The 12,103-nt window shown below is 67.6% G+C and carries 11 protein-coding genes; 7 read left to right on the top strand and 4 right to left on the bottom strand.

Features of this window, described 5'->3' with window-relative positions; translation table 11 throughout:
* Positions 1 to 29: 29 nt before the first annotated feature.
* Together RW112_RS06250 and RW112_RS06245 are read left to right on the top strand one after the other, a co-directional pair.
* Positions 30 to 872, top strand: coding sequence for an SDR family NAD(P)-dependent oxidoreductase (locus RW112_RS06250; protein ID WP_317780944.1), 843 nt, complete (start codon positions 30 to 32; stop codon positions 870 to 872).
* The gene (locus RW112_RS06245; protein WP_317780943.1) at positions 869 to 2,113 is read left to right on the top strand and encodes an acyl-CoA dehydrogenase family protein; all 1,245 of its coding nucleotides are present in this window, start codon (positions 869 to 871) and stop codon (positions 2,111 to 2,113) included. Before RW112_RS06250 ends, RW112_RS06245 begins: the two co-directional genes overlap by 4 nt.
* Positions 2,114 to 2,187: 74 nt before the next feature.
* Here the strand turns inward: RW112_RS06245 and RW112_RS06240 are convergent, their stop codons facing one another.
* Positions 2,188 to 3,012, bottom strand: coding sequence for a DUF1684 domain-containing protein (locus tag RW112_RS06240; protein ID WP_317780942.1), 825 nt, complete (start codon positions 3,010 to 3,012; stop codon positions 2,188 to 2,190).
* Positions 3,013 to 3,209: 197 nt separating this feature from the next.
* On the opposite strand from RW112_RS06240, the gene RW112_RS06235 reads away from it, so the two are divergent.
* The 3 genes from RW112_RS06235 (at position 3,210) to RW112_RS06225 (ending at position 7,443) form a co-directional block, all read left to right on the top strand.
* Positions 3,210 to 3,890: an NADPH-dependent F420 reductase gene (locus RW112_RS06235; RefSeq protein WP_317780941.1), complete on the top strand. Its 681-nt coding sequence runs from the start codon at positions 3,210 to 3,212 to the stop codon at positions 3,888 to 3,890.
* A 214-nt stretch (positions 3,891 to 4,104) separates the two neighbouring features.
* Entirely contained in the window at positions 4,105 to 6,954 is a 2,850-nt protein-coding gene (gene ppc, locus RW112_RS06230; protein ID WP_317780940.1) for a phosphoenolpyruvate carboxylase, read from the top strand.
* Between the two features lie 183 nt (positions 6,955 to 7,137).
* Positions 7,138 to 7,443 carry a hypothetical protein gene (locus RW112_RS06225; protein WP_317780939.1) on the top strand — a complete coding sequence of 102 codons (306 nt, stop codon included), beginning with the start codon at positions 7,138 to 7,140 and terminating at the stop codon, positions 7,441 to 7,443.
* Here RW112_RS06225 and RW112_RS06220 read toward each other — a convergent pair.
* Both RW112_RS06220 and RW112_RS06215 read right to left on the bottom strand, forming a co-directional pair.
* Positions 7,440 to 8,057, bottom strand: a complete 618-nt coding sequence (locus RW112_RS06220; RefSeq protein WP_317780938.1) for a DedA family protein — start codon at positions 8,055 to 8,057, stop codon at positions 7,440 to 7,442. The two genes, RW112_RS06225 and RW112_RS06220, sit on opposite strands and share 4 nt — an antisense overlap.
* Positions 8,058 to 8,110: 53 nt before the next feature.
* Positions 8,111 to 9,055, bottom strand: a complete 945-nt coding sequence (locus RW112_RS06215; protein WP_317781567.1) for an RluA family pseudouridine synthase — start codon at positions 9,053 to 9,055, stop codon at positions 8,111 to 8,113.
* Between the two features lie 87 nt (positions 9,056 to 9,142).
* On the opposite strand from RW112_RS06215, the gene RW112_RS06210 reads away from it, so the two are divergent.
* Both RW112_RS06210 and RW112_RS06205 read left to right on the top strand, forming a co-directional pair.
* Positions 9,143 to 9,775, top strand: a complete 633-nt coding sequence (locus RW112_RS06210) for a helix-turn-helix domain-containing protein (RefSeq protein WP_317780937.1) — start codon at positions 9,143 to 9,145, stop codon at positions 9,773 to 9,775.
* Positions 9,768 to 10,460 (top strand): SRPBCC domain-containing protein, encoded by a 693-nt coding sequence (locus tag RW112_RS06205; RefSeq protein WP_317780936.1) that lies wholly within the window; start codon positions 9,768 to 9,770, stop codon positions 10,458 to 10,460. Before RW112_RS06210 ends, RW112_RS06205 begins: the two co-directional genes overlap by 8 nt.
* Before the next feature lie 115 nt (positions 10,461 to 10,575).
* Here the strand turns inward: RW112_RS06205 and RW112_RS06200 are convergent, their stop codons facing one another.
* The gene (locus RW112_RS06200) at positions 10,576 to 12,066 is read right to left on the bottom strand and encodes a PLP-dependent aminotransferase family protein (protein WP_317780935.1); all 1,491 of its coding nucleotides are present in this window, start codon (positions 12,064 to 12,066) and stop codon (positions 10,576 to 10,578) included.
* Between the last annotated feature and the right edge of the window lie 37 nt (positions 12,067 to 12,103).

The following is a 12,103-nucleotide window of genomic DNA, read 5'->3' as shown; positions in this document are numbered from 1 at the left end:
CGGGTTCGGTTCCACATCAAGGAGGATGCATGGACATCAAAGGTACTGTCGCGCTCATTACGGGCGGAGCCTCCGGGCTGGGCGCCGCCACAGCGCGGCGCCTGGTCGACGCCGGCGGCTCGGTGGTGCTGCTGGACCTGCCGTCGTCCCGGGGCGAGGCATTTGCCGCGGAGCTGAACGGTGGCTCCGGTCCGGGCGGAACTGCCGGGGCCGGCGCGTCGGGTGGTGCCGGAGCCGGGACCGGCCGAACGGCCGTCTTTGTCCCTGCCGACGTGACCCGCGAAGACCAGGTGCAGGCCGCCGTCGACGCCGCCGTCGCCCTGGGACCGCTGCGTATCGTGGTGAACTGCGCCGGCATTGCCACCCCGGGGAAGGTCCTCGGCCGCGAGGGCGTGCTGCCGCTGGACACGTTCAACCGGGTCATCCAGATCAACCTTGTGGGCACCTTCAACGTGATCCGCCTCGCGGCCGCCGCCATGGCTGCCACCGAACCCGTTGTGACTGAACTGGGCGGGGCCGAGCGCGGCGTCATCATCAACACCGCATCCGTCGCCGCGTTCGACGGCCAGATCGGCCAGCCCGCCTACGCCGCGTCCAAAGGGGCGGTGGCAGCCATGACCTTGCCGATCGCGCGTGAACTGGCCCGGTCCCTGATCCGCGTGGTCACCATCGCGCCGGGCATCTTCGAAACCCCCATGATGGCCGGACTGCCGCAGGAGGCACAGGATTCGCTGGGGAAGCAGGTCCCGCATCCGTCCCGGCTTGGCCGGCCTGCCGAGTATGCGAACCTGGCCGCGCATATCGTGGACAACGCCATGCTCAACGGCGAAACCATCCGCCTTGACGGCGCCATCCGGATGGGGCCGAAGTGACGCCGCCGGTGACCCCGGGGCAGGAGCCCCCGGCCTCGAACTCGGTGGATTCCCTGCCCACGGCCGACTTCTTCGGGTTTGAGGCGCTGCTCAGCGAACGGGAGCGTCTGAAACTGGCTGAGCTGAGGCAGTTCCTGGCGGCCGAGGTGGCGCCGTTCGCCACCGAGTGGTGGAACAACGCCGAGTTCCCGGCCCACATACTGCCCAAGCTGGCTGCCCTGGAACTGAGCGCCCCTGCCCAGCGGGGCTACAGCCACCTGTTCGCGGGCCTCGTGATCGCCGAGATTACCCGGGTGGACACGTCCATCGCGACGTTCTTCCTGGTGCACCACGACCTCTTTGTGGAGTCCCTCTACGGATTCGGTTCCGAGGAGCAGAAAGGCCGCCTGCTCGACGACGCCGCCAGCCTCCGCACCACCGGCGCCTTCGCGCTGACTGAACCGGAGCACGGTTCCGATGTGGCCGGCGGAATGGAAACGCGGGCGCGCCGCGTTTCCGCGGGAGCGGACGACGGCGGCGACTACTGGATCCTTAACGGAGCCAAACGCTGGATCGGCAACGGAACGTTCTGCGACTACATGCTCGTGTGGGCCCGGGACGAGGCTGAGGGGCCGGAGGGGAAGGGCGCCATCCGGGGATTCATCGTGGACGCGAACCTCCAGGGCGTCAGCCGGAGCCGGATCGAACACAAGATCGCCCTGCGGACCGTGCAGAATGCGGACATCGTTTTCCGGGACGTGCGGGTGGCGGAGGCGGACCGCTTCGCCGGCATCGAAAGCTTCGAGGACACCAACGAACTGCTGCGCGGGTCACGGATCATGGTGGCGTGGCAGGCGGTGGGCCAGCAGCTGGCGGCGTTCGACGTCGCCCGGCTGCACGCCGTCGAACGCCAGCAGTTCGGCCGTCCGCTGGCGAAGTTCCAGCTCATCCAGCAGCAGCTGGTCACCATGCTGGGCAATGCCGTGGCCAGCATGGGCATGATGGTCCGGATCGCCCAGCTGCAGCAGGAAGGCAGTGCGGACATGGCACAGGTGGCGCTGGCAAAGTCGTACACGAGCGCCCGGATGCGCGAAACCGTGGCCATGGGGCGGTCCATCCTGGGCGGGAACGGGATCGTGTCGGACTTCCGGATGGCGAAGATCTTCGCCGACGCCGAGGCTATTTACACCTACGAGGGGTCGTTCGAGATCAACACGCTGATCGTGGGCCGCGCCGTCACCGGGGTATCGGCGATCGTCTGAGTGCTCAGCGCGAACGGACACTTGGGGGCCCTCGGAACCGGGGCCGCAACTGTCCGCTCGCGCTCAGTTCGCGCTCAGTCGGCGATCATCGGGTCCTTCTCGCCGGCTTCGATCCGGTAGTCCAGGCTGTTGTTCTTCACCGGCATGGGGCACGTTCCGTACGGGGTGAAGGCGCTCGGGTAGTTGATGGCGCGGTTGAAATCCAGGACCACCGTGCCGTCAGGGCGTGGCTTTGGCGTTGACACCTTGCGCCAGTCATCGGTCGAGTCCCCATTGGTTTCGTCGTGGAACGTGACCGTCAGGGCGCCTAGCTTCTCCTCTTCGGCGTGCAGGTGGAACTCGTGCTCCTTGCCCGGCAGCCGGAACACCAGCTCGCCCACCGTCCGGTGCACGCCGTCCACCAGCGGGTTGGCGGTGCTGATCGGAACGTCCACCGGCTCCGGATACGGGCGGAACTCGGCCTCGATCACCAGGTCCGGGCGGTAGCCAAAGGTGGGCACACCGTTGAACTCCGTAAACACCGGCGAGCGGGAATCGCGGGTGCGGATGGCGTACTTGTCCGCCCGCATGGCGAGTTCCACCACCACCTGCTTTCCGTCGTCGCCGCCGTACTGGACCCACATCAGCGATTCCTCATCGGCCAGCACCGCCGAAACCGTGCCGTCCACGGCCTCGCCCGTTTCCACCAGCGTCAGCCCGTCCGCCGCCGCGGCGGTGAGGAACGCCGTCGTGCCGTCCGTGGACCAGAGCCCCGGGGCAAGGTCGACGGCGGCGGGCCGGCTTTCCAGCCACTGGAACGACGTGAGCGTCAACCAGCCGTATTCGCCGGCCAGCGCCTTGTTGCGGTTCGCGCGGAAACGGTTCCAGCGTTCCAGCTGGGCGTCAGGGGCAATGTTCATGGGTCCTCCAAAGGGAAGTCTTTTGGCCCACCGTACAACCGCACGCCGCCCCGCAGCATTCCGCTCAGTTCGGGCGACGCTCACGCGCCGCAGGTCCATTGCCGCCTTTTCGCCTGCCTGATACGGTCAAGCAACGCGTGCGGAACGCACGGCCAGACAGAGTTGTCGACGTCGACGGATTGCGGGAATTGATCGCCATGAGAATTGCTGTACTGGGAACCGGCACTGTGGGCCGGACGATGGCCGGAGCGCTGGCGGGACTCGGCCATGAAATCGCCGTCGGAACCCGCGACCCACAGGCCACGCTGGCCCGCACGGAACCGGACGCCATGGGGGCTCCTCCCTTCGGTCAGTGGCTCAAGGACCACCCGCATGTAAGCCTGGTTGCCTTTGCCGATGTCGCGGCCGACGCCGAGCTGGTCATCAACGCAACCGAGGGCGCGGGTTCCGTCGCTGCGCTTTCCGCCGCGGGATCGGAAAACCTTGCCGGCAAGATCCTGGTGGATATCGCGAATCCGCTGGACTTCTCACACGGCATGCCGCCGACGCTTAGCCCGGTCAACACGGACAGCCTCGGCGAGTTGATCCAGCGGACGTTCCCCGAAGCCAAAGTGGTCAAGACCCTTAACACGATGAACGCGAACCTGATGGTTGACCCCGGACGCGCGGCCGGTGGGGACCATTCCGTATTCGTCTCGGGCAACGATTCCGAGGCCAAGCGCGAGGTGACCACGCTCCTTAAGAGCCTTGGGCACCAGGACGTGATTGATCTGGGGGACATCACCACGGCCCGCGGCGCCGAGATGCTCCTGCCTGTCTGGCTGCGGCTCTGGGGTGCGCTGGGGACGGCAAACTTCAACTTCAAGATTGCACGCTGAGCAGGGGCGAGGGCGTGGAGTTGGTGCTGACGGTGCTGGCCCGCGGCGCCTAATAAAACAGGCGCCGCGGCAGACGTCAAGGGCACGAACACTATCTGAGACAAATTCCCACGCCGCAACGGTGCCGGGTAACATCCCATAGGAACACGTAACCCGGCTCACAGTATCCAGCGCAGTGTACGAGCCAAGTCCGAACCCTCGAAAGATAGTTTCCATGGCTGACACTGCAGTAAATCCAGGCTCCCATCTCGCGGGCACTGACCTCGCCAGCGCCGATCTGGCGTCCGAACTCCGGGCGGACGTCCGGCGCGTCTCCACGTTGCTGGGCGAATCGCTGGTCCGCCAGCACGGCCCCGAACTCCTCGACCTTGTGGAGCAGGTCCGCCTTTTGACCAAGGAATCCAAGGAAGCCGCCCGCGGCGGCGCTGATGCCACCGGACCCTGGAGCTCGCACGACGTCGTTGCCCAGGTCCGCGAACTGCTCGGCTCCCTGCCCATCGACCAGGCTACAGACCTGGTCCGCGCCTTTGCGTTCTACTTCCACCTGGCCAACGCCGCCGAGCAGGTCCACCGGGTCCGCGGACTGCGGACCCGCCAGGAAAAGGACGGCTGGCTGGCCAAGGCCGTGGCGGAGATTTCCAGCCAGGCGGGTCCGTCCGTGCTGCAGGAAGTGGTTAACGAGCTGGATGTCCGCCCCATCTTCACGGCCCACCCCACGGAGGCCTCCCGCCGCTCCGTCCTGGATAAGATCCGCCGGCTTTCGGATGTCCTGGCGGTGACCACCGAGGAAGGCACCTCCGCCCGCCGGCGCCAGGACCGCCAGCTCGCCGAAGTGATCGACCAGATGTGGCAGACGGACGAGCTCCGCCAGGTCCGGCCCACCCCGGTGGATGAGGCCCGCAACGCCATCTACTACCTGAACAGCATCCTTACCGACGCCATGCCCGAAATGCTCTCGGACCTGTCCGAGCTGCTGGAGGAGCACAACGTCACGCTGCCGTCGCAGAAGGCCCCCATCCGCTTCGGCTCCTGGATCGGCGGCGACCGCGACGGCAACCCGAACGTCACCGCTGCCGTCACCCGCGAGATCCTGCAGATCCAGAACCAGCACGCCGTCCGCATCAGCATCGCCATGATCGATGAGCTCATCGCCATCCTGTCCAACTCCACGGCGCTGGCCGGTGCGGACCAGGAACTGCTGGACTCAATCGACACGGACCTGACCAATCTCCCGGGCCTGGACCGCCGGGTGCTGGAGCTCAATGCGCAGGAGCCGTACCGGCTAAAGCTCACCTGCATCAAGGCAAAGCTGCTCAACACGGCCAAGCGTGTCGGGGCCAATTCGTCGCACCAGCCGGGCCGGGACTACACGTCCACAGCCGATGTCCTCGCCGAGCTCGGGCTGCTGGAGAAGTCGCTGCGCAACCACCACGCCGGACTCGCCGCCGACGGTGCGCTCGCGCGGGTACGCCGCGCTATCGCCTCCTTCGGGCTGCACCTCGCCACCCTGGACATCCGCGAGCACGCCGATCACCACCATGACGCCGTCGGTCAGCTCATGGACCGGCTCGGAGGCCCCGGCCTGCGGTACTCCGAACTCAGCCGCGCCGAGCGCCTGGAAGTGCTGGGGGCGGAACTCGGGTCCCGCCGTCCGCTGTCCGGCCATCCGATTAAGCTCGACGGCGTCGCTGACGGCACGTACGACGTCTTCCGTGAGATCCGCCGCGCCCTGAAGACCTACGGCCCGGACGTCATCGAGACGTACATCATTTCCATGACCCGCGGCGCGGACGACGTCCTCGCGGCCGCCGTGCTGGCCCGCGAGGCCGGACTCGTCAGCCTCTTCGGCGATGCGCCGTACGCCAGGATCGGCTTTGCGCCGCTGCTGGAAACCGTGGAGGAGCTGCGGGCTTCGGCGGAGATCGTGGACCAGCTGCTGTCCGATCCCTCGTACCGTGAACTGGTGCGGCTGCGCGGGGACGTCCAGGAAATCATGCTTGGCTACTCGGACTCCAACAAGGAATCCGGCGTCATGACCAGCCAGTGGGAAATCCACAAGACCCAGCGGAAGCTGCGGGACGTCGCGGCCAAGCACGGCGTCCGGGTGCGCCTCTTCCACGGCCGCGGCGGGTCCGTGGGCCGCGGCGGCGGACCCACCTACGACGCGATCCTGGCCCAGCCGAACGGCGTCCTCGAAGGTGAAATCAAGTTCACCGAACAGGGTGAAGTCATCTCGGACAAGTACTCGCTGCCGGAGCTGGCACGCGAAAACCTCGAGCTGTCCCTCGCTGCCGTGATGCAGGGTTCCGCCCTGCACCGCACGCCCCGCACGTCCGAGGACGAGCGCGAGCGCTACGGCCACGTCATGGAGACCATCTCCGATGCCGCCTTCGCGCGGTACCGCTCGCTGATTGACGACCCTGACCTGCCGGCCTACTTCATGGCCTCCACCCCGGTGGAACAGCTCGGTTCCCTCAACATCGGCTCGCGTCCCTCCAAGCGCCCGGACTCAGGCGCCGGGCTGGGCGGGCTGCGCGCCATCCCGTGGGTGTTCGGCTGGACCCAGTCGCGGCAGATCGTGCCGGGCTGGTTCGGCGTCGGTTCCGGGCTCAAGGCGGCCCGCGAGGCCGGCAACACGGAACAGCTCGCGGAAATGATGGACCGCTGGCACTTCTTCCGGTCGGTGCTGTCCAACGTGGAAATGACGCTGGCCAAGACGGACATGGACATTGCCGGCTACTACGTTTCCACGCTGGTCCCGAAAGAGCTGCACCATCTGTTCCGGGCTATCCGGGAGGAATACGAGCTCACCGTCACGGAGATCCAGAACCTCACCGGCGAGCACGTGCTCCTCGACGCGCAGCCCACCCTCAAGCGCTCCCTCGAAATCCGCGACCAGTACCTGGACCCCATCAGCTACCTTCAGGTGGAACTGATGCGCCGCATCCGGGCCGAAGGTTCCGAGGACGGGAGCATGTCCGGTGCCGAGATCGACGAGCGCCTCCAGCGGGCCATGCTCATCACGGTCAACGGCGTGGCAGCGGGCCTCCGCAACACCGGATAACCCCCCGATGCTCTCTCACTTCCTGCGGGTTTCCACCAAACGTTCTCTCACTTCCTGAGGGTTTTCACCAAACGTTCTCTCACCCGGTGAGAGAGCGTTTGGGGTTAAGCGGCGAAAGGTGAGAGAGCGTTTGGATCTAAGCGGCGAAAGGTGAGAGAGCGTCCTGGGGCTAGGGTTGATGGCATGCCTTCGTTCCAGACCAGACTGAAAATCACCGGGCTGAAGCCTGGCAACGCTCCCGAGGCCGTGATGGCCGCTGCAGTCGAAGCCCTCGGAACAAGGCACCACGTGGAATCGAACCAGCTGCAGATTGCCGGCGGCGTGCCCGAGCTGAATCTCCGCTTCCTGGTGGAGCCAACGGAGTACACAGGGGAGAACAGCCAGGCACGGGAGTCGGCCGCGATGATGCGCGACGCCGTCGAACGCGTTGCGGTGACGGGCTCACTGTTGGTGCTCCGCCGCAGCCGCGGCCGCTGGGCTCCCGTCTAAGCTGGGTCGCCGGGCTCGTCCACGGGCGACCGGCTGCCGCGGCGGCGGGTGACAACCATGCCTATCACCCCGCCGATCACCAGCCCGACGGCGACACCGATCAGCGAGCTGGCCCAGAACGGCAGCTTGGTCGCGGAACCGGTGAAATAGCCGAGCCCCGTGAGATAGGTGGCCCAGAGAACGGCGCCGAGTGCGGCGCAGAAGCTGAACGCCCGGGTGGTGACGTCGGCGATGCCGGCGGCTGCCGACGTCGCCAGCCGTCCGCCTGGGATAAACCGCACGCCGATGATGGCTCCGTAGGTGGTGGAGCGGCCCGCCTTGGCGATAGCCGCATGGATGCCGCTGTGGAATTTGCGGCCCCACCTCCAGCGGTCCAGGACGTGGCTAAGCCGGCGCTTGAAGAGCTGGAACACCACCACGTCGCCGATCCACGAAGCCAACGCGGCCAGGAGCCCCACCAGCAGGTAGTTCGCGCGGCCTTCCGCGGAGAGTGCTCCGCCCGTGATCACCACCATTTCGGACGGGACGGGCGGGAAAATGGCGTCGCCAAGGACGATGGGGATGATCCAGAAATAGATCGCGGCGCCCCAGGTGTCGGCATTGGCGAGGTCCATGGGCACAAGGTACCGCATTTTCGTGCCCGCGGATTGCCGGCCGTGAGGCAGGGCTAGGCCGGGGCCTCGCTGAGCTGGAGCCGGCTGCGGTACTCCACCGGCTGTTTGGTGATGGGGTCCACAAATCGGATCCCGCGGGCCAGGAGCTGGAGCGGCCTGGTGTAATCGTCCGGCGCCTTGTCCAGCAGGTCGGGGTAGAAGGCATCGTTCACAATCCCCAGCCCCAGCGACGCCATGTGCACCCTGAGCTGGTGGGTCTTTCCCGAGTGCGGCTCAAGCCGGTACAGCGCGCGCCGTTCCGGGGCACCCGCTGAAGCGCCGGCGTCGAACGTTTTCAGCCGTTCGATGCGGGTTTCCGCATTGGGTTCGCCGTCGACGACCTCCGCCAGCAGGTAGCTGCGGGACTTGGTCATCCGGTTCCGGACCACCACGGGGAAGTCGACGGCGGGATGTCCCGCTGCCGGTTCCGCGGCGGACACGCACTCGTACTCCTTCTGGACCTGGCGCTTCTCAAACAGCACCTGGTACTTGCCCCGGGTCTCCGGGTTGGTGGAGAGCAGGAGGATGCCGGCCGTCATCCGGTCCAGCCGGTGCATGGGGATCAGGTCCGGGAGGTTCAGCTGGTTCCGGAGCCGGACCAGGGCCGACTCCTGGATGTAGGTGCCGCCCGGGGTGGTGGGCAGGAAGTGGGGCTTGTCCACCACCAGGATGTGGTGGTCCTGGTGCAGGATGCTGAGCTCAACGGGCAGCCGCGTCTCCGGCGGGAGCGTGCGGTAGTACCAGATGAACGTGTGGTCCTCGAGCCTGGTGCGCCGGTCCAGGGGGACGCCGCCCTCGCCCACGATCTCGCCGGCGTCGAACCGGTCCTCGATGCCCTGCGGGTCGATGTGGCCCCAGCGGTGCATCATGTAGTCCATGGCGGTGTCCCACGGCCCCTCGTCCGGGAGGCGCAGGCGGGTCGCGTTCACGCCGTCGCGCACGGGGAGGGGGGATTGCATCACCGGTCCATTCTACTTTGCCGGGACAACGAGCCGACGGTCAAATAGTTCTTGACAAATAAAATTGTCGGTGGCGATACTTAAACCATGTTGGACATCGAAGTGATCGAGGACCCGGCGGCGGCGGAAGCCTCCCTGGATCCCATCCGGACCCGCATCCTCCGGGAGCTGGCGGAGCCGGGCTCGGCCACGCAGCTCGCCGCGAAAGTGGGGCTGCCGCGGCAGAAGGTGAACTACCACCTCAAGGCGCTGGAGCGGCACGGCCTGGTGGAGCTAGTCGAGGAGCGCCGCAAAGGAAACGTCACGGAGCGCGTGCTGCAGGCCACCGCGGCGTCCTACCTCATTTCGCCCGTTGCCCTGGCGTCCGTGGCACCCGATCCGCACCGGTTTGCCGACCGGTTCTCGGCTTTCTGGCTGCTCGCGCTCGCCGGACGCATGGTCCAGGAAGTGGGGAAGCTCATCGCCGGGGCGGCCGCCGCGCGGCAGAAACTCGCCACCTTCGCGATCGACGGCGAAATCACCTTCCGCACGGCCGCGGACCGCGCTGCCTTCGCCGAAGAGCTCGGCGTTGCGGTCACCCGGCTCGTGGACAAGTACCACGACGGCGGCGGGACGGCCGGGCGGAAGCACCGGCTCGTCGTCGCGCTTCACCCGGCACTCAAGGAACCACACAAAACCACCCCGCGCGGGGACAAGGAACAGGAGCAGGACAATGACTGACAACCGGAAATTCGAGATTGTTTACGACACCGAGCTGCCCGGTACTCCGGAGCGGGTCTGGGAGGCCGTCACCAAGGGCACGCCCGGCTGGATGTTCCCCACGGACCAGTGGCCGGATGTGAAAACCGTCGAGGAGTACCCGCAGCACCTCGTGTCGCGGATGGAGGGGCCGGACGGCTGGTTCAACCAGTTGGAGCATGTCCTGGAGCCGCTCGAGGGCGGGCGTGCCAGGCTGCACTACGTGCACAGCGGCATCTTCGCCGACAACTGGGACGAGCAGTATGACGGCGCCAGCAAGCACACGGAGTTCTACCTCCACACCCTGGGCCAGTACCTGCAGTACTTCGACGGCCGGCCCGTGGTGTTTACGGACATCCAGGGTCCCGCGGCTTCGCAGGTGCCCGATGGCTTCGTGCGGCTGAAGAAGGCACTCGGCGTGGACGCCGCGTCGCAGGGGGACACCTTTGATGTGGAGCTCGACGGCGTGGGGCGGCTGAGCGGGCAGGTGGACTTCTCCAACGAGAACTTCCTGGGCCTGCGGACCGCCGATGCCATGTACCGCTTCTTCGGGCGCAACGTCTTTGGCGCCCCGGTGGGCATGACCGTCCACGACTTCAGCGGCGGCGGGGATTCCGAAGCCACAGCCAGGGCCTGGGGCGAGTACCTCGGGAAGGTCTACGCGTAGGACCCGGCGACGCGCAAAGCGGCTGGCGACGCGCAAATTACCTGGCGCACCTGGAATACCAGGGGCGCCAGGTAATTTGCGCGTCATGGGAGGTCCCCGCGTGTCAGGGGCGCCGCTAGGCGATGGCGACGGCGGGCGTGTGCCGGAGGCTGCGCCGGAGCTGGGGCGCGGCGTCGAGCTTTTCCTGCGCCGAGCGAAGGGCGAGCACCGCCGTCTCCAGTTGCTCGGGTGGCAGTGTGAAAGGGATGCGCAGGTAGTGTTCGAAGGCTCCGCCTACGCCGAACCGGGGGCCGGCCGCCAGCCTAACCCCGAAGTCCGGGCCGATGACGGTCAACGCGGTGCTGATCGGTGCGGGGAGCCGGCACCACACGCTCAGGCCGCCGTCGGGCCGTTCCGCCTGCCAGCCGGGGAGGATGCCGCCGATCAGTTCAAGCAGTGCAGCCCGGTTCCCGCGAAGGGCCGCCAGCCGGGCGGGAAGCGGCTCGTCGAGCGACCGGACCAGGTGTGCCGCCGCCAGCTGTTCCACCACGGCCCCGCCGAGGTCCATCGTGGTGCGGGCGGCGGAGAAGCGCTGAATCAGTGCGCTGCCTGCCCGGATCCACCCCGTGCGCAAGCCTGCCCAGTGCGACTTGCTCAGTGAGCCGATGGTGACCACCGCAGGACTGAAGGCGGCCAGCGGGGCCGTGCCCGCGTCGTCGAGGTTCAGTTCGCGCAGCGTTTCGTCCACCACCAGCACGGTTCCTGCAGCGGACGCGGCCTGGACCAGCCGGCGCCGCTGGGGGTCGGTCATCAGCCGGCCGGTCGGGTTGTGGAAGTCGGGCACCAAGTACGCCATCCTGGGGCGCTGCTGGGCCATGGCAGCTTCCAGCCCGGGCAGGTCCCAGCCTGATCCGTGGGGGAGCGCTACCGGAACCGGGCGGGCTCCGCTTGCCCGGATGGCGTCAAGGGCATGCGGGTAGGTGGGGTGGTCCACGAGTACCTTGTCCTGCCGGCCGGCCAGGGTGCGGAGCACGATGTTCAGGGCGTGCTGCGCGCCGGATGTCACCAGGATCTGGTCCGCCGTGGTGGGGACGCCGGCTGCCGTGTACCGCGCAGCGATCGCCTCGCGGAGGGGAGGAATGCCGATGGCGTCGTAACCAAAACCCGGAAGCAGCGCCGGGAGCTCGGTCAGTGCGGCGGCGAACGCTCGGTGCACCACCTCGCCGCTGGCCGGCAGGGACGCGTAGGCAAGGTCGAGCAGGCCCGGCGGCGGCGCCAGTCCCGGGGCGCCGGCCAGGGCGTTCGGGCTGATCAGCTCGGCGGCGCCCGGCCCGGCAGCGCCCCCCGGCAGGCGGCGGGGAATGCAGGTCCGGCCGCGGCTGCCCTGCCGGCTGCTGAGGAAACCCTGCTCCCGCAGCTCGGCATACGCGGCCGTCACGGTGGTCCGGCTGACGCCAAGGCTGGCCGCCAAGGCCCGCTCGCTGGGCAGCGCCGTGTCCAGCGGGACGCGGCCGTCCAGAATGAGGAGGCGCACGACGTCGGCCAGTTCGCGGTACGCCGGCGCCGCGCCGAGGTTCCACCGGCCGAGGAGGCGTGCCAGTGCAGTGGGATTCAGGGAGCCGGACATGTAGCCAGTATCTCAAACTGGATATGGATTACAAGGC

Source organism: Arthrobacter sp. B10-11 (genome assembly GCF_033142195.1).
In the GTDB taxonomy this organism is placed as follows: Bacteria; Actinomycetota; Actinomycetes; order Actinomycetales; family Micrococcaceae; genus Arthrobacter; species Arthrobacter oryzae_C.
Note: the sequence above shows the minus strand (reverse complement) of the source record. Positions and strands in the feature narration are given on the sequence as shown.

Excerpts from the sequence above, each read along its gene's own strand:
- RW112_RS06250 (WP_317780944.1), top strand. The coding sequence starts at position 30 with ATGGACATCAAAGGTACTGTCGCGCTCATTACGGGCGGAGCCTCCGGG.
- RW112_RS06240 (WP_317780942.1), bottom strand. The coding sequence starts at position 3,012 with ATGAACATTGCCCCTGACGCCCAGCTGGAACGCTGGAACCGTTTCCGC.
- RW112_RS06235 (WP_317780941.1), top strand. The coding sequence starts at position 3,210 with ATGAGAATTGCTGTACTGGGAACCGGCACTGTGGGCCGGACGATGGCC.
- ppc (WP_317780940.1), top strand. The coding sequence starts at position 4,105 with ATGGCTGACACTGCAGTAAATCCAGGCTCCCATCTCGCGGGCACTGAC.
- RW112_RS06225 (WP_317780939.1), top strand. The coding sequence starts at position 7,138 with ATGCCTTCGTTCCAGACCAGACTGAAAATCACCGGGCTGAAGCCTGGC.
- RW112_RS06220 (WP_317780938.1), bottom strand. The coding sequence starts at position 8,057 with ATGGACCTCGCCAATGCCGACACCTGGGGCGCCGCGATCTATTTCTGG.
- RW112_RS06215 (WP_317781567.1), bottom strand. The coding sequence starts at position 9,055 with ATGCAATCCCCCCTCCCCGTGCGCGACGGCGTGAACGCGACCCGCCTG.
- RW112_RS06210 (WP_317780937.1), top strand. The coding sequence starts at position 9,143 with ATGTTGGACATCGAAGTGATCGAGGACCCGGCGGCGGCGGAAGCCTCC.
- RW112_RS06205 (WP_317780936.1), top strand. The coding sequence starts at position 9,768 with ATGACTGACAACCGGAAATTCGAGATTGTTTACGACACCGAGCTGCCC.
- RW112_RS06200 (WP_317780935.1), bottom strand. The coding sequence starts at position 12,066 with ATGTCCGGCTCCCTGAATCCCACTGCACTGGCACGCCTCCTCGGCCGG.